Annotated in this window: 17 protein-coding genes; 14 read left to right on the top strand and 3 right to left on the bottom strand. The window is 51.2% G+C overall.

What is annotated here, in order from left to right; all coding sequences use genetic code 11:
* Positions 1-12 precede the first annotated feature (12 nt).
* From glp to V5G20_RS21855, 8 genes are all read left to right on the top strand, one after another.
* A complete protein-coding gene (gene glp / locus V5G20_RS21890) occupies positions 13-1,272 on the top strand; it encodes a gephyrin-like molybdotransferase Glp (RefSeq protein WP_171505776.1) in 1,260 nt (419 codons plus the stop codon).
* A 3-nt stretch (positions 1,273-1,275) separates the two neighbouring features.
* Positions 1,276-1,794 carry a molybdopterin-guanine dinucleotide biosynthesis protein B gene (mobB, locus tag V5G20_RS21885; RefSeq protein WP_251247399.1) on the top strand — a complete coding sequence of 173 codons (519 nt, stop codon included), beginning with the start codon at positions 1,276-1,278 and terminating at the stop codon, positions 1,792-1,794.
* A gap of 396 nt (positions 1,795-2,190) precedes the next feature.
* The gene (locus V5G20_RS21880) at positions 2,191-3,987 is read left to right on the top strand and encodes a M3 family oligoendopeptidase (RefSeq protein WP_024983519.1); all 1,797 of its coding nucleotides are present in this window, start codon (positions 2,191-2,193) and stop codon (positions 3,985-3,987) included.
* 205 nt (positions 3,988-4,192) lie between these two features.
* Complete coding sequence (locus tag V5G20_RS21875) at positions 4,193-4,642, top strand: hypothetical protein (protein WP_003388187.1); 450 nt, start codon at positions 4,193-4,195, stop codon at positions 4,640-4,642.
* Between the two features lie 11 nt (positions 4,643-4,653).
* Positions 4,654-4,917, top strand: a complete 264-nt coding sequence (locus V5G20_RS21870) for a hypothetical protein (protein ID WP_003388186.1) — start codon at positions 4,654-4,656, stop codon at positions 4,915-4,917.
* A 3-nt stretch (positions 4,918-4,920) separates the two neighbouring features.
* Positions 4,921-6,162: a glutathionylspermidine synthase family protein gene (locus V5G20_RS21865; protein WP_039070802.1), complete on the top strand. Its 1,242-nt coding sequence runs from the start codon at positions 4,921-4,923 to the stop codon at positions 6,160-6,162.
* A 20-nt stretch (positions 6,163-6,182) separates the two neighbouring features.
* Complete coding sequence (locus V5G20_RS21860) at positions 6,183-6,620, top strand: DUF350 domain-containing protein (protein WP_003388183.1); 438 nt, start codon at positions 6,183-6,185, stop codon at positions 6,618-6,620.
* Positions 6,621-6,834: 214 nt separating this feature from the next.
* Positions 6,835-7,797, top strand: a complete 963-nt coding sequence (locus V5G20_RS21855; RefSeq protein WP_024983517.1) for a metal-dependent hydrolase — start codon at positions 6,835-6,837, stop codon at positions 7,795-7,797.
* A gap of 164 nt (positions 7,798-7,961) precedes the next feature.
* Here V5G20_RS21855 and V5G20_RS21850 read toward each other — a convergent pair whose 3' ends face one another.
* Positions 7,962-9,143 (bottom strand): TolC family protein, encoded by a 1,182-nt coding sequence (locus tag V5G20_RS21850; protein WP_327986127.1) that lies wholly within the window; start codon positions 9,141-9,143, stop codon positions 7,962-7,964.
* A 255-nt stretch (positions 9,144-9,398) separates the two neighbouring features.
* Between V5G20_RS21850 and V5G20_RS21845 the strand changes: the two genes are divergently transcribed.
* The 3 genes from V5G20_RS21845 (at position 9,399) to V5G20_RS21835 (ending at position 12,200) form a co-directional block, all read left to right on the top strand.
* Positions 9,399-10,328: an ArsR/SmtB family transcription factor gene (locus tag V5G20_RS21845; protein WP_003388180.1), complete on the top strand. Its 930-nt coding sequence runs from the start codon at positions 9,399-9,401 to the stop codon at positions 10,326-10,328.
* Complete coding sequence (locus V5G20_RS21840; RefSeq protein WP_171505780.1) at positions 10,325-11,554, top strand: MDR family MFS transporter; 1,230 nt, start codon at positions 10,325-10,327, stop codon at positions 11,552-11,554. Before V5G20_RS21845 ends, V5G20_RS21840 begins: the two co-directional genes overlap by 4 nt.
* A 217-nt stretch (positions 11,555-11,771) precedes the next feature.
* Complete coding sequence (locus V5G20_RS21835; RefSeq protein WP_081924304.1) at positions 11,772-12,200, top strand: DoxX family protein; 429 nt, start codon at positions 11,772-11,774, stop codon at positions 12,198-12,200.
* A gap of 112 nt (positions 12,201-12,312) precedes the next feature.
* Here the strand turns inward: V5G20_RS21835 and V5G20_RS21830 are convergent, their stop codons facing one another.
* Together V5G20_RS21830 and V5G20_RS21825 are read right to left on the bottom strand one after the other, a co-directional pair.
* On the bottom strand, positions 12,313-12,933 hold the full coding sequence (locus V5G20_RS21830; protein WP_338462193.1) for a DUF6143 family protein: 621 nt from the start codon (positions 12,931-12,933) through the stop codon (positions 12,313-12,315).
* Between the two features lie 213 nt (positions 12,934-13,146).
* Positions 13,147-13,521 carry a DUF423 domain-containing protein gene (locus V5G20_RS21825; protein ID WP_024983513.1) on the bottom strand — a complete coding sequence of 125 codons (375 nt, stop codon included), beginning with the start codon at positions 13,519-13,521 and terminating at the stop codon, positions 13,147-13,149.
* Positions 13,522-13,720: 199 nt separating this feature from the next.
* Here V5G20_RS21825 and V5G20_RS21820 point away from each other — a divergent pair, with 199 nt between their 5' ends.
* From V5G20_RS21820 to V5G20_RS21810, 3 genes are all read left to right on the top strand, one after another.
* Positions 13,721-13,903, top strand: a complete 183-nt coding sequence (locus tag V5G20_RS21820) for a hypothetical protein (protein ID WP_171505782.1) — start codon at positions 13,721-13,723, stop codon at positions 13,901-13,903.
* 263 nt (positions 13,904-14,166) lie between these two features.
* The gene (locus V5G20_RS21815; RefSeq protein WP_172920417.1) at positions 14,167-14,769 is read left to right on the top strand and encodes a hypothetical protein; all 603 of its coding nucleotides are present in this window, start codon (positions 14,167-14,169) and stop codon (positions 14,767-14,769) included.
* Between the two features lie 26 nt (positions 14,770-14,795).
* Entirely contained in the window at positions 14,796-15,479 is a 684-nt protein-coding gene (locus tag V5G20_RS21810) for a hypothetical protein (RefSeq protein WP_171505784.1), read from the top strand.
* Positions 15,480-15,685: the final 206 nt, after the last annotated feature.

The following is a 15,685-nucleotide window of genomic DNA, read 5'->3' as shown; positions in this document are numbered from 1 at the left end:
GAGGAACAAACCATGCGCTTTCAGCGACAAACGATCAGCGTGGAGGAAGCGGTCGGCAGGCTGCTGACCGACCTGGGCAGGCTGGAGGAAGAACAGGTCGACATATACGAATCATACGGACGCATTTTGGCCAGAGATATTACGGCTACGAGCGATCTGCCTCCATTTGACCGCTCCCCGTTGGACGGATTTGCCGTGAGGGCGGAGGATACAGCAGGTGCTACCGTGGAGCAGCCCGTCCCGCTGCAGGTAGTGGAAACGATTGCGGCCGGCGATGTACCGGCAAAGGAAGTGACACCGGGGACGGCGAGCCGGATCATGACCGGGGCGATGCTGCCGCCCGGGGCCAATGCAGTCATCATGTTCGAGCAGACAGAGCAGCCGGGTGAAATGTCGCGGGAGGTCAGAATCAAGCGCCAGCTTGCGCCGGGTGAAAACCTCTCGCGCCAGGGGGAGGAAATGCAGCAGGGCAGCGTTGTAGCCAAAGCGGGCGAGCGCATCAATGCAGGTACGCTTGCCATCCTGGCTACATTCGGCTACGCCCGGGTACCGGTGGTCCGCAAGCCCCGGGTCGGCCTGCTGTCGACCGGCACGGAACTTTTGGAGGTAGACGAGCCGCTCGTGCCGGGAAAAATTCGCAACAGCAATGCCATCATGCTGTCTGCCATGATCGCGGAGACAGGCGGGATACCGGTCCTGTTCGAAGGGCTTCCCGATGAATTGCCGCTCGCCAAGAAGCGCATCGGAGAGTGCCTGGAGCAGGTCGATTTGTTGGTCACGTCCGGAGGCGTTTCCGTGGGGGATTACGATGTCATGGCTTATCTGACAGACGAGCCGGATGTGAGCCTTTTGTTTAACAGAGTGGCGATCCGTCCCGGCAGTCCGACCACGGCGCTGCTCTACCAAGACAAGCTCATCTGCGCGCTTTCGGGCAACCCGGGCGCTTGTTTTCTGGGCGCTCACCTTTTCCTGCTCCCTGTTTTGCGGTCGCTTTTGGGTGAGGGCAAGGTCCAAACGAAGCGGATCAAAGCCTTTTTGGGCGAGACGTACGACAAGCCCTGCCCGTATCCCCGGTATTTGCGGGGGAAGTTGACGGAGGAAAAGGGAAGCTTGTACGTATGGCCTGATTGGAACGACAAAGCGGGAAACCTTTGCACCATGTCAAAAAGCGAATGCTTTGCCATTATTCCGCCGGGAGGCAGAGGCAAGCTGGCCGGAGAGGTCGTCGAGGTCATCTGTCATGTCATGCCGGGCTGGTCGAGGGAGGAGTGACGAATGGCAAGGGAAGCGGTCGTCCTGCAGATCGTGGGCTACTCCGATTCGGGCAAAACGACATTGATGGCCAAGCTGATCCCGCTTATCGAGGAGTCTGGCATTCGTGTAGGCGTCATCAAGCACGACGGCGGGCATGACTTTGAATGGGATCAGCCGGGCAAGGATACGTGGAAGTACAGAGAAGCGGGAGCCTCGCTGGTGACGATCACATCGCGGACAAAAACGGCGATGCTGGAGCAGCGGCCGCTGCCTTTGTCAGAGCTGATCGAGCGGATGGCAGCAGCAGGTGCCGAGCTGGTGCTGGTCGAAGGCTTCAAGCGGGAGAACTACCCGAAAATGGTCGTCCTGCGCCGTCCAGAGGATCAGCAGCTGCTCTCGCTCGTATCGGGTGTGGTCGCTGTGATCAGCTGGGATGCTTTTGCACATCCAGAGGTGCCTGTGTTTTCGGTGAATGACCGGGAGCGGGTCGCCCGGTTTGTGCTGGATTATTACGAGGCTGGAAAAAAAGGGACGGGCTGATTGCTACCTTTTACTACGGGCAATCCTTCGAATGAAAATGGGTTGCTGTACAAAAAGGCGTACTTAAAAAGCCGTTCTTAAAAAATCGTTTTCAAAAAGCCGTTGTCCTGCTACTTGGGAAAACGGCTTTTCTTTGTTTCATGCCGCCCGATCCCTGTCTCCCCGTAATCCAGTGGTGAGCGTTTACTAATGGATACAGCTTGCGCATCCGGAGGCACATTCTGACGTCAGGCGGATATGTTTGCTCCTTTATCAAATTTTTTCTTCCATCCCAAAATATTTTCTTCCTATAATATAGAGACAGCAAATGAAGACATCCTTGCTTCTACAAAATTTTGGAAATACTCTGCACATGGTGAAACCATTGGGTTACAATGACAGGGGGAGGGGTACATAATGACAAAGCAATTACCACAGCGTTGGGATTTGGATGTGTTTTTTCCAGGCGGAAGCGCCTCGGAAGCGTTTCGTACATTTTTGGGCCAACTGGAAGACGAGGTTGCCGCACTGCGCGCTCAGTTAACACAGAAAGGACTTTCCCTTTCTGAGCCGTCACCGTTTCAAGCCGTACTCGCTACCGTGCAAAGCATTGCGGTTCGCCTGAAAGAAGCGGGCGCGTTTATTTCCTGCCTGACAGCCCAGAACGTCCGGGACGAGCAGGCTACGCTTCTCGGGGGACGGGTCAAAAGTCTGTCCGCTGCGTTTGCCTCCGTTTTGACGACATGGGATGTTCACCTGCTGAACATTGACGAGCAATCATGGAATGCGATCCTGCAGCTGCCGGATGTGGAGCCGATCGCCTTTCCGTTGAACGAACGGCGCAGACGGGCTCAGGAAAAGCTGACTCCTGAACAGGAGATGCTGGCTACCGATCTGGCTGTCGACGGATATCATGCCTGGCAGGATTTGTCCAATGCAGTCGTAGGGCGCATGACGATTGAAGTGGAGATCGACGGGGAGACGAAACAACTGTCAGTCGGTCAAGCGGCCAATCTGATGAACCATCCGGATCGTTCCGTCCGCGCTCTCGTATTTGCCAAGTGGGAAGAAGCTTGGGCGAAAGAAGCAGAATTGTTTGCCAAAGCGATCAACCATTTGGCAGGCTTCCGTCTCGCGCTGTACCGCCATCGCGGCTGGGAATCCGTTCTGCGCGAGCCGCTTGACATCGGCAGAATGCAGGAAAAGACGCTCGATGCGATGTGGCAGGCGATCAACAACCGCAAGGACCGCCTGGTTGCGTACCTGGAGCGGAAAGCGAAGCTGCTCGGTGTGGAAAAAGTGAGCTGGTACGATGTGTCCGCACCGATCTCCAAAGAACATAAACAGGTTTCTTATGATGAAGCGGCTGCCTTTATCCTCGAGCAGTTCGGCCGTTTCCACCCGGCGATGGCTGAATTTTCCCGCCGTGCATTCGAGGAAGGCTGGATCGAGGCAGAGGATCGCGCAGGCAAACGTCCGGGGGGTTTCTGCACCAGCTTCCCGGTGAGAAACCAATCCCGCGTATTCATGACTTACGCTGGAACTGCGAAAAACGTATCGACCCTGGCGCACGAGCTCGGTCATGCTTATCATCAGCAGGTCATGAGCGGTTTGCCGCAATTGGCGCAAAATTACGCGATGAACGTGGCGGAGACGGCGTCCACCTTTGCGGAAATGATCGTCGCCGATGCGGCTGTGAAAAACGCTGCCAGCGACAAGGAACGCATCTCCCTTTTGGAGGACAAACTGCAGCAGACCGTCGCTTTCTTTATGAACATCCACGCTCGCTTCCTGTTCGAGACGCGTTTTTACGAGCAGCGGAAAAAAGGACTGGTCAGCGTCGGCGAGCTGAATCGCCTGATGGTCGAAGCGCAGAAAGAAGCCTACTGCGATGCGCTCTCCGAGTACGAGCCGCATTTCTGGGCGTCCAAGCTGCATTTCTATATCACCACCTATCCGTTCTACAATTTCCCGTACACCTTCGGCTATCTGTTCAGCCTGAGCGTATATGCACGCGCGCTGCAGGAAGGGCCCGGCTTTGCCGACATGTACGACGCCCTGCTGCGCGATACGGGGCGGATGACCGTCGAGGAGCTGGCTATGCGCCACCTGGGCGAGGACATTACGACTGTGGAGTTCTGGCAGACAGCCGTCGATCTGGCGGTAGCCGACATCGATGAATTCCTGCGGTTGACGGAAAAAGAGACGGTGTAGGAAACGTCCCAATAGCAAGATCCGGCCGGTGAATGGTCGGATCTTTTTTGGTGCGGAACGTTTTCCTTCGATGGGAAGGGCCAGCTTGAGCGTACAGAGACATCAAAAATGTCCTGCTGCCAAACCATTTTTTATCAAAAATAGGAGAAACAAATCATTTCCATATCCGTAAATATTGATATTCTGTTACGTGGAGGTGAAAAGGATGGCTCGACTGGAATACCGTCTGCTTGACGAGGAAAAGGATTATCCGGTTTTGTACTATTACGACGGGATTGACAAGGACGAGATTTCCTTGCGGTTTGCCTGCGATTACCTGGTCAAGGGTCACGTTGTGTTTGAAAAGACGTCCTGCGCGACTGAGCCGGGGTGCTACGTCATTTATGTCCGGTATTCTGCGGAGGAGCAGGCCGTGGACTACGTCGATACAGCGGCAGCACGCTGGGGCAGCATTCAGATTGAGTTGCGCGAGTACAAGGAAGGAACCAATGTATACCCGCTTATACATACGTACTCCTTCAAGGATGACGACGATGTTCTATTGCTGTTGCAAAGCGACTATATTACCTTGAACGGTCGCGAATGGGAAAAGACATCTGCAGAGGTGGATGAAGATCGGCGCGTGTATGTTTATTACGCACGGCCGTCAGCGTAGGAGGAAAGATGATGACACAAACCAAGACGGCTAAAGTAGTCGGACTGTTCGTGGCTGCGGCATTGACGATCAGCGGCTGCTCGTCGGGGGGCTATGACGACGATTGCTATGACGCGGACAATGATGGATATTGTGATGATGGCGGGGGCGGTTCGAGATCGAGCTCCTCTCACTATTACCATTCCAGCAGCAGTAAAGACAAGAGCAGCTCATCAGGCATCAGCAGCGGTTCCAAGGGCGGCATCGGCAGCTCCGGAACGTCCAGTTCGGGGTGAGAGATGACAGCGCCGCACAACATTGATCGGGAACGTTTATACGGTCCTCTGAGGACGGAAGGCGTGTTTACATGGGATTGGATGTACGGCGAAGAATACGCGTTGGCCGACATTCATCTGATCACAGGCTCCTTTCGCGAGGAACTGGCCTTGGCGACGAAGCAATTGGCCGTAATTTTCGCAAAAACGGTGCCCGTGCTGCAAAAGGCAGATGACTCTCTGTTGCTTGAGCTGGGTGTGCCGCAACCGGCACTGCGAGCTGTGCGAACCGCCATCCCGCAGATTCCTGCGACAGTCGTAGGCCGTTTCGACTTTGCCCAGACAGCAGAAGGGTTGAAAATGCTGGAGTACAACAGCGATACGCCAACGGGGATTGTGGAAGCCTTTTGCGTCAATGAGCACGTCTGCCATGCTTTTGGAGTAAATAACCCAAACCAGGGGATGGAGAAGAGATTTGCTCCGTCATTTCAGAACATACTGGAAGCTTACAAAGAACGGGGGTACCGGACGAAGCACATCTGGTTCAGCGCGCTTGACTGGCATGAAGAAGACAAAGGGACGACGCAATACCTTCTGGAAAAGTCCGGGTTGCCAGCCCGCTTTGCCGGACTCGAGCAGCTGCGCGTCTTTGAGGACCGGCTGTACGTGCTCGAGGGCGAGGACCTGACACCTGTTGACGTGCTATACCGGCTGCATGCCCTGGAAAAGCTCGCAGAGGAGAGAGACGAGGACGGCTACCCGACCGGCGAGCATGTGCTGCAGCTGATCGCAGATAAAAAGCTGGCGATTATCAATCCGCCTTCGGCCTTTTTGCTCCAGTCCAAGGCTGTTCAGGCCCTGATCTGGAATTTGCATGAAGCGGGCGAGTTTTTTTCGCAGGAAGAGCATGACATTGTTGCAACGTATATGCTGCCGACCTATTTTGAAAACCGGTTCGCGGGCGTTGCCGATTACGTCACCAAGCCTGTCTTTGGGCGGGAAGGAGGCGGGGTCGTGCTGTTCGATGCGGAAGGCAGCGTCGTAGAGAAGGACCAGGAGGAGTTTTACTGGGACCAGCAGATGATCTACCAAAAGCGCGTGGAGCTTCCCGTCGTTACGGTAAGAACATCTGAAGGACAACGCGAAGGGCGGCTGCTCTGGGGCTCGTTTTTGATTGGGGGAGAGGCATCCGCGATCATCGCCCGTGTCGGAGGGCCGATCACCAACAACATGTCCTACTATTTGCCGGTAGGCCTACAAGAATAAAGGAGGGAGAAGAGAGCGACATGGACTCACAAGTGGGGTATCTATTAAACTTTCTTTCTTATTTGGCTGTCACCATTCCCATTTTGGGAGTAGGTATTTTTGTATTTACTTTTACGACTCCGTACAAGGAATTTGAACTGATCAAGAATGGATCGCAGACAGACGATCCGAAAAAAATGGCTGCAGCCAAAGCGGCGGCCCATGATCTCGGGGGAAAAATCATCGGGCTTGCGATCGTGCTCGGATCTGCGGTTTACCATTCCGTAAACCTGCTGGACCTTTTGCTCTGGGGGATTGTCGGGGTCGTTTTTCAGGTTCTCGTCTTTTACCTGTTTGAATGGCTCACTCCATTTAAAGTCGTTTCGGAAATTCCAAACGGAAACGTATCAGTCGGCATCTTTGCTTCCCGCTTGAGCATTGCGGCGGGGCTGCTGCTGGCAGCGTTGATCAGCTACTAGTAAAGGAACCGTCAGGGTATATGCCCCGGCGGTTTTTTTGTCGCTCGTAAATCGGACAGCCCCTCGCTTTCTTAAAGAAACCTTTACCTTGCATTGATTCAGGAGTTACGAATGTTCCGTACAGTTGAGGGAGAGGGAGAAAGAGAAAGGAAATAGGGAGAGCGCTGTTGCAGGAGGCTATGCGTACAGCAAAAAACGTTTGGGAGGGATCGTCATGGATACGGGAAGTCATCTGTTGCTGGGAGTTACTTTGGGGGGCCTTGCCCACCTGAGTCCGGGCGTCGCGAGCGATCCGGTATTGGCGCAAGCGGTCATGGCTGCGACTGTGATTGGTTCAAATGCACCCGACTTTGACACGGTGGTCCGGGTCAAGGGACAGACAACCTACATCCGCTATCACCGGGGGGTTACGCATTCAATCCCGGCATTGTTCCTGTGGCCGGCCGTTATTTCCTTGCTGGTGTCTGCCGGTTACGGTTTGTGGGGTCATCTCTGGCTCTTGTATGGGTGGGCTTTGGCTGCGGTCATCCTCCACGTTTTTCTCGATATGCTGAATACGTACGGCGTCCAGTGCCTGCGTCCGTTGTCACAGCGCTGGGTCCACCTCGACATTCTGGCCATTTTCGAGCCGTTCCTGTTTGTGCTGCATGCGGGTGGGCTGGTATGGTGGATTTTCTTTCACGGAGAGCCGGGAACGATTTTCGCGATTGTCTATCTGGCATCATTTGGCTATATTGCCGTCCGGGCTTGCCAGCATCAGCTGCTGATTCGCCGTGTGAAAGGCCAGTTTGGCCTGGACGGGGTGTATCATGTGATCCCCAGCTTTCATCCGTTTTTCTGGAGGTTTGTCGTGGAAACGGACCGCCACTTCTATACGGGAAAAGTGGAGTATCAGCACATATATGTAGAGGAGGTTTACCTGAAGGAGCAGAGGAATGAGATTATTCGGGCCACGATGGGAGTCGACGGGGTCAGGGCCTTTCTCGGGTTTGCCCAGCGGGTCCATGTGACGTGGAAAGAGATTCACGACGGTTATGAAGTGACCTGGAGCGACGTGCGGTTCTGGTACGATCGCAAGCTTCCCTTTGGCGTGGATGTTCGTCTGGACCGGGAGCTAAACGTCGTTTCTCTGAAAATGGGCTGGCGGAAGAAAATGTGGAATCCGCCGTTTGTGTGACTTGGTGCACGGGAGCTGTCCCGTGTTTTTTTCCGTGTTGTTTCCATCCTCCTTGGCTAATTGCCGGAGCCTTTTTGTCATTGATTGATGTTTGTGAGGGAGAATGTGAAACTCCCAACCTGTTCGTTAAAAAAGGTTGGGAGTATTTATAGCTGGTTGGACGATTAATACGATGAATACCCGATCGAATGTTTTAAGGTAGCTACCGCTGTGTTGTACTGGTAGATGGATTCAACATGCCTTGTCTCCAGCTCCAACAATTCGCTCTCCTGCTGGGCCAACTCCGAAAGAGCCGCCTTCCCGTTGTGATAGTTTGACAGAACGGCGCGATAACGCTTCTCTGCCGATTTTCTGCTTTCAGCGCTTTCCTCCATAGCTTGTCTGGCCGCAACTGCTTTCTTGTAGCTTTCCGCGATTTCCTGATCCGCCTTTGCTTTTGCTCGCTGCAAAAGAAGCTCCGCTTTTTTTCCGTCGTTTCTAGCCATTTTGCCGAGGTATGTACTCAAAGCGGAATAATCTTTGAGGTAATCGATTTTTTCCTGGGCAAATGTTTTCTCGGCTATCGCTTTTACGATGTCCGGGCGTTTTTTGTACGCGGCTTTCTGGATTTCCTCAAGAACGGGCAGTTTGTCATTCGTCAAGTCATCGGCTGCCTCCAGCTTCCACTCTTTGGACGGATTCTCATTCAACAGTTCGTTTAGCTTGGCTAAAGCTTGTTTATGGTTGGTTTCGAGATTTTCGATGTTTTTTTGCGTTTCTTCACTTGGAGCGGAAGACCAGAATTGTCGCTTGATGCTTTTCTTTTGCAAGTCGAGCTGTGCTTTGCCAAACAGCGCGTCAAGGTAAGCTTTTTGCACTTGCAGGCGCAAAGTGTTTTCTTGTGCTTTCATCGCAGCCTGGCTATGGACGAGGTCCTTGCGTGCCTTCGCCATTTCCTCGTACTTCTTTTTTGCCTGATCAAGCGTTTTTATCGAGCCGCTCTTGATGGCGCCTTTTTCTTGCAAAGTCTGGCGTGTCTTGTAATAGGTTGAATCGGCATCAAGCCGCAGCATGGCCAGATCGATGCTGTTGTTTAGCGCTATGTCTTCAGCCTGAGCAAGCGTCAATGCTGCTGCTTTTGCCTGTTCAGTCTGGTTTCGTGTGAATGCCGCTGCCTCAGCCTGTTTTGTCTGGTTTACCGTTGACGGCGCTGCATCCGTCTGTTTAACCTCGCTAAGCGCTGCTTTGTCTGCGCTAGCTTGTTCGGCATGTGCAGCAAACGGAACACCAAGAGCGATGTGCGATCCCGACAGGAAAGCGGTGATCAAGGTTGTACTGTAAAGACGTTTGATAACTGTAGATTTCATATGAGACCTCCAAAGTAAATATATGATAACGATTATCATTATCAATATCGTGTTTAGTATATATTTTCCTGTTCACATTCGTCAACATGAAAAACGCACTCACATTTTAAAAATTAGCAGATAACCAGTCGCATCACGTCCTTGTAATGCCAGATGCAAAACGGGAAGGACGCCAGGGATCCAGTGCTCCTATTGACAAAAAACAAACAGGAGGGGTAAAGTTGAATCATCAAATAAATATTCGATGGTGATCGAATGAAAAATATGTATTCTATAGATATCGAATTCTCTCCTGTGTACGAATGTATAACCAGCTTTTATGCATACACCCATCAAAAGGAAGTGAAAAGCTATTTTCTCGAACCTGCCTGGAGAGAAAAAACAAAACAGCTGCTGCCAGCGTCCTTTGCTGCAGAACTGGAGGATGAGCGCTGGGAGGTGCTCCACCGGATCGTTCTTTTGGCTGCACAGTCACCCCGAAAGGAGACGGTCGGCGAATTCCTTGACTGGCTGGGCTCGCTGCCTGCCGGAGAGATGTATGAGCGGATGGCACCGTGGGTCGACTCTATTCCACTCAATTTGGGAGAAATTCGTGATCGCTCCTTGAGGCTTTTGTCTAGCTGGAATGAGCATTACTTTTCCCGTCAGGAGCAGGCTGTTTTGGCTTCTTTGAAAGAAAGCGCGGGATACTTGCGGGAGCGGGCAAAGAGCATCGAGGCGCCGTTCTTGATCGATGAAGCGACAAATGGCATCTGGATCGAGCCGACAGAGAGTCTCAAACGCGTCGTGCTTGTTCCTCAGGCTCACTGTACACCGACCACGATTCTTGACTTTTATCGCGGCATGGCGACGGTCTTGTACCCGGTCATTGACGGAGAAATTGTGAAACAAAACCCAGTGAGGCAGCTATTGGCGACTACCCAATGCCTGGCTGACGAGAAGCGCCTCCTCATCCTTCGTACGCTTGCCCAGAAAACATGCACATTGAGCGAATTGCAGGCAGCAGTCGGGCTCGCCAAAAGCACCGTTCATCACCATGTCACGGCTTTGCGCAGGGCAGGCCTGATCCGCGCCCACTACGCTGACAGTACAACGGTGCAGGGCTATAGCATACGGGACGCGGTCTTTGCCAAACTGCCTGACATGTTGTCGCAATACTTCTACGATGGAGGAAGCGAGCGATGAACAGGCTGAAAGAAGCGTGGGCCGCCCAACATCCCGTTGTCCATCTGCTGATGGCAGGCACCGTATTCGTCATGCTGACGCAGTCGATGAGCATGCCGTTTTTGGCGATTATGCTGAGCGAGACGACGTCGCTGTCGCCTGCAGAGATCGGCGTGATTATCGGTGCCGGTCCCTTGGCCGGAATGGTCGGAGGATTTCTGGGCGGCCTGCTGTCCGACTTGTTCGGTCGCAGAAAGCTGATGCTTCTGTCCATGCTTTTGATGGCAGTCGCTTTCGCCGGATTTGTCGTCACCAACGACCCGTTCATACTCCTTCTCAACAGTATTTTGAGGGGATTGGCCAGCGCCTTCTTCGGTACCGTATCCAAAGCGCTGATGGGAGATTTGACACCGGAGGACAAGCGGTTTCGCGTCTTCGCCAACCGGTATTTGGCGATCAACCTGGGCTTCTCCATCGGGCCGATGCTGGGGGCTTTTCTCGGAATCGCGGGCAGCGGCTTCACGTTTGTGCTGACTGCCATGACCTATTTGCTGTTCGCCATATTGCTCTCGTATGTTTGCAAAAAGTACCGGGTAGGGGACGCGCCCGGCCAGTTGGCGGAAAAACCGCAAGTTGCAAAGATGTGGCAGGTGCTTGGCCGCGATGTCGTCCTGCTGATGTTTGTGCTCGGAGGCGTACTCTTGGTTACGGTACATGGCCAGATGTCCGTCACACTCTCTCAGTATCTGCAGCAGAACATCAAGGAGGGCGTGGCTTTATTCAGCGTGATGATGAGCGTCAACGGAGTGACTGTTCTGCTGCTGCAGGCCCCTTTGACCAGATGGGCAGAGCGCTTAACGCTGTTTCGCCGGATGGTCGGGGGAGTGCTCTTGATGGCTGCAGGCGAGGTTGGCTTTGCCTTTTCCCAGGAATGGAGCTCATTCATCATTGCGATGATTGTATTTACTCTTGGTGAAATACTGATCGTTCCAGCAGAATACGCCCAGATCGATCAGATTTCTCCCGCACACATGAGGGGAACCTATTATGGAGCGCAAAGCTTTAGTGAGTTGGGCAATTTTTTGGGCCCGTGGGCCGGCGGCATGATTTTATCCTCTTATGGGGGACCGGTCATGTTCCTCGTCATGGCGGCACTCGCCGTCATCAGTCTCGTGTTTTACGGAGCGGGGCGCAGTCTTTACGAAAAGAAGCAACGCAGGTTGGCCAGTCCAGTATCTGCAGGTTGAGCCGGACGAACGATGCCAACGTGAGATATTGGTGTAATATCGTATGCAGTGCCAAATAGATTACGAACGCAGTACGGTATGCAGAGTCGAAGCAGAATCAGAGCCATATGCAGCACCGAATCCGTCACGAAAGCCCGGACTTTTTCTGTTCGGGTTTTTCCTGTTTGTCCGACAGGGAGCATAGAGTAGTAGAAAAAGAGAAAAGGAGGTCGCAAAGATGCAGAAACGGATGGAGGAAGACGACACAGCAGCCGTTTCTTGGGGAAAGGGGATCGAGCAGGCGTCGTTTCTATTTTTGCGGTTCGTAACCGGACTGGTTTTCTGGGCGCATGGCCTTGCGAAGCTGAAAAAGGGGATGGAGCCGGTCGGAGAATCGTTTGTCGGCTACGGTTTGCCGGAATGGCTGGCTTATCCTGTTCTGGCCGTGGAACTGCTCGGAGGAATGGCGTTGATCCTCGGTATCGCCACCCGCTATGCGGCATGGGCGCTGGCAGCCATCATGATCGGTGCCATTGTTACGGTAAAATGGCAAAACGGCTTGATAGGAAGCGGAGGCAAAAGCGGGTATGAGCTTGATCTGGTGCTGCTGGCGACAACTCTCTACCTGGGTGGTCGAAGGCAGAAGCCGCGGATAGCAACGGACTAATGAGTCGTTTTCTGGCAACAGCTTTTATCGTTTCAAAGGCTTCCCGACTGTTCTGCGACTTGGATTGGGATGTGCATGAAGACGCGAAAAAACCGCCAACGTGTAGCGGTTTTTATCGGTACATCGGCTGCTCCCACCATCCGAGCGAAACGATCAAATCGACAGCTTCTCCCTCCCCGGGAAAATAAAATAGCAGAGCTGTACCGGGACCCAGTATCCAATGGCCGGTTTTTTCGGCGGCGACGGATGAGCTGGGAGAGACGACCCGCGTAGCCGAGGCAGTGCCGTTCATGGGAAGCGGGCCGGTATCGTAGACGATCTGACCTTGGGGCTGTGGACAGGGGGAGAGCTGCACAAATCCGGGTGTGACGAACTGGGATACGGTAGGATTGCCGAGAGAAGCGGCTTTGCCGAACCAAAGCTGCGCTTCAGCCGGATAGGCGGCAGAGCGGTTCGTGATTACATACTCATTTACGAACAGATGGACTTCAGAGCGGAGCGGATTGACCAGCGCCGCCCTGGCAGAAGTGCCGCCCCCCGCAGTCAATGGCACGGTCTGGCCGAGGTAGTATTTGCATTGCATGGCCATCGCGGTCGGCAAGGGAATATCTACGTTTGCGTCAGGATGTTCTTCGGCCGTCTGCCCTGGATAAGGATAAAAGCCCATTTGCATATACATATCCGTCATGCCGTAAAAGTAAGGCGGCTGATGAGAAAACGGGTGTTTTGCCATCCGGTTCGCTCCTTCGGGGAAACTCACCTACAGGATATGGCAAAGGCCCGGGTGCCGTGCTAGGCATTTTCGCTGAAGATGTCAATTCCCCGTTTGCTCAAAATCGCGGCAGCCTGACGAACAGGGAGGCGCGGCAGTCCGAATTCTGTTGCAGAATGGAAAACGGCTTCTCCGTCGAAGAAGAAGCCGCATGGTGTAAAGACAATGAGTAGGTTAAGAAGCTGTTTTCCACGCCTGGATGGCAAGCAGCGCCCAGCCGACCAGGAAAAGCACGCCCCCGAACGGGGTAATCGCACCCAGCACCTTGATGTTGGTCAAGCTGAGGGCATAGAGACTGCCGGAAAACAGGACAATGCCGAAAAAGAAGCACCAGCCTGCCCAGGTCAATGTGGAGGAACCGGGGAAAAACTTGATGAGCAAGGCAACCGCGATCAAGGCGAGAGCATGTGTGGCCTGGTAGGTAACGCCGGTCTGAAAGACGCCCAGCAAATACTCATCCAGCTTTTGCTTCAAGCCATGGGCTGCAAACGCGCCGAGTGCAACGGACAAAAAACCGTTGATCGCGCCAAGCAATAAGAAGGTACGCAACGTATATCGCTCCTTTGAAGAGGAAATGGTCAATTCAACTGACTCGCTGCTTCTATTGTACCTTACAGGAAGAGCAATGCCCAATTGCAAATTGATGAACACGCCTTGTACTTCTGTCTAAACCGCTTGGCCACCTCTCGCATAGGGTGTAGTAAATCCAGCAGAAGTTAGAGCTGGGTGAACGGGAGGTGACGCACAGATGAACAAATGGCTCTCGCTTCTTGGCGGCTTGGTCGGAGGCTATGCTTTTCTGAAAACGCCTCTGGAAGGTTCCTTCCTCTCAGGCCTGGATCCCGTCGTGGATGGTCTGGGGATTATCACGATGCTGGTATTTTCCGCTGCACTTATTTATACGGGTGTACGCGACATGATCCAGAAGTAAATGCAACAAAATAGGATACGGATTTCAGTGACGATGGCGGCGTCCGGGGAAGGGACGCCTTTTTTCTGTGGGGGATGGGGAGGAGTTTTCTAATTTTTTTATTCTTACGATTGACAAAACTTAACAAAAAATAGATAATTGGATTTAATAGGAATATATAATAAAAACAGGTTATGATCACAATATTTTCCGTTTTTATAATTGAAAAAGAAAGATTCCTAGGTAGGCCGCGGTTACGCTTACCAAGTCAGAGGTGGCTATATATGAGGAAATATAAGTTGGTATTGTTGATAGGTGGATATATATCAGCATTTATTATAGGTGGATATACTTATGGAATTGTTACAAAAGCCCAAATGGTTAATGCTGGGGATGTTTTGACAGAGGAAAGCAGGGAAAAATTCCAAAGTATGACAAAGGAAATGGAAGAGAATTTCAAACCAGACAATTATGAAGAACTATTAAAAGGAAACGATAACATATTAACTGTTCCAGATACTATTCTAGGTCCACAGCAAGAGGATATCACTAAATCTATTTTTGGAAGACAAAAAAACTATATTTATAAAAACAAAACAAATGGAACTATTGTACTTCTAAGCATTAGTTCCCGCCTTGGATCTCAGCACCAACAGTGGCAGCATAGTATCTACTATAGCAATGCCAGATATAATTCGCTTGATAATGAACTTAAGGAATATTATTCCGATATTTATCCCTCTATTAATGTATATCAATATAGTTTTGAAAAAAAAGGATATAGCATAAGCTGTACACTTTTTGCTAATGCTGACTTTGATGAAGGTTCCAACTCTTTAGTAGATTTTGTAACTCAGTTAGATACTTTCTTAAATGGAAGTTTCTAAATATTAGAGAGAAAGGGAGAATTCAATTGTTTAAAGTAAAGAAAAAAGCAGTTCTCAGTAGTTTATTGTCTGTTACTTTTGCCTTGGGTATTTTCGCTTCTGGTACAAACGTATTCGCAAAAGATATTGATCGTGAAGTTGGGTCCTACTCAGTAGGACATCTAAACTACGATTCAGGAAGTAAGCTTCCAAGTTTTGAAAAATCAAATTCGGTACAACCTGCTTCCTCGACTATAGTATATAAGCAAGATGGATTTGTACGCGGTTCAATAAGAGCTAAACAAAATGGTTATGATAGGGAGTATTTTTTAGTTCATAAAGCTGACGTAGAAGTGGCAAGAGGGACAAAGATAAATTATAAATTCCTCCAAACTATAAAGAAGATCAATGAAACTTCGCATTCAATAGATACAGGAGCAAGAGTACAAGGAGGATACAAGTTTCTTACTGAAATAGAGGGGCACTTTGACTACAACTATGTGACCTCGGAAACAATTGAATACACTAAAGGTACGGAAACAAGTGTTTCAGTAGACGAAGTAGGTGATTATACTATTTATTTTTATGCTCAAGCTAAAAGATATGATGTTTATGGAAAGTGGTTGGGTTATACAATAGATGATCGTACTGAGCGACCATTAGACCGATATGTTGGTGAAGTTTATGAAGCTACAACTTATGAAACGATTAGGGCAAAAAAGAATAGATGAGTAATGAAACGATAATTACGTAAAATTTTTTTCTAACATTTTAATAGATCCAGCTTCGTATATAACCCGTAAGATAACCACTAAAAAAAGTGACCTCTTGCGGGTTATTTGTTTTTTAAAAAGATTGATGGTTATGCCGAGAAGAGTATCATTCAGAGTATAAAAATGTTATTACCGAATGAAGCAGGTTGGAGATCCAGATAACG

This window comes from Brevibacillus borstelensis, from assembly GCF_036700025.1.
In the GTDB taxonomy this organism is placed as follows: Bacteria; Bacillota; Bacilli; order Brevibacillales; family Brevibacillaceae; genus Brevibacillus; species Brevibacillus borstelensis.
This window is presented reverse-complemented; position numbering and strand designations above follow the sequence as displayed.

Bases quoted from the DNA above. Each gene is read 5' to 3' on its own strand.
- glp (WP_171505776.1), top strand. From the start codon at position 13: ATGCGCTTTCAGCGACAAACGATCAGCGTGGAGGAAGCGGTCGGCAGG.
- mobB (WP_251247399.1), top strand. From the start codon at position 1,276: ATGGCAAGGGAAGCGGTCGTCCTGCAGATCGTGGGCTACTCCGATTCG.
- V5G20_RS21880 (WP_024983519.1), top strand. From the start codon at position 2,191: ATGACAAAGCAATTACCACAGCGTTGGGATTTGGATGTGTTTTTTCCA.
- V5G20_RS21875 (WP_003388187.1), top strand. From the start codon at position 4,193: ATGGCTCGACTGGAATACCGTCTGCTTGACGAGGAAAAGGATTATCCG.
- V5G20_RS21870 (WP_003388186.1), top strand. From the start codon at position 4,654: ATGACACAAACCAAGACGGCTAAAGTAGTCGGACTGTTCGTGGCTGCG.
- V5G20_RS21865 (WP_039070802.1), top strand. From the start codon at position 4,921: ATGACAGCGCCGCACAACATTGATCGGGAACGTTTATACGGTCCTCTG.
- V5G20_RS21860 (WP_003388183.1), top strand. From the start codon at position 6,183: ATGGACTCACAAGTGGGGTATCTATTAAACTTTCTTTCTTATTTGGCT.
- V5G20_RS21855 (WP_024983517.1), top strand. From the start codon at position 6,835: ATGGATACGGGAAGTCATCTGTTGCTGGGAGTTACTTTGGGGGGCCTT.
- V5G20_RS21850 (WP_327986127.1), bottom strand. From the start codon at position 9,143: ATGAAATCTACAGTTATCAAACGTCTTTACAGTACAACCTTGATCACC.
- V5G20_RS21845 (WP_003388180.1), top strand. From the start codon at position 9,399: ATGAAAAATATGTATTCTATAGATATCGAATTCTCTCCTGTGTACGAA.
- V5G20_RS21840 (WP_171505780.1), top strand. From the start codon at position 10,325: ATGAACAGGCTGAAAGAAGCGTGGGCCGCCCAACATCCCGTTGTCCAT.
- V5G20_RS21835 (WP_081924304.1), top strand. From the start codon at position 11,772: ATGCAGAAACGGATGGAGGAAGACGACACAGCAGCCGTTTCTTGGGGA.
- V5G20_RS21830 (WP_338462193.1), bottom strand. From the start codon at position 12,933: ATGGCAAAACACCCGTTTTCTCATCAGCCGCCTTACTTTTACGGCATG.
- V5G20_RS21820 (WP_171505782.1), top strand. From the start codon at position 13,721: ATGAACAAATGGCTCTCGCTTCTTGGCGGCTTGGTCGGAGGCTATGCT.
- V5G20_RS21815 (WP_172920417.1), top strand. From the start codon at position 14,167: ATGAGGAAATATAAGTTGGTATTGTTGATAGGTGGATATATATCAGCA.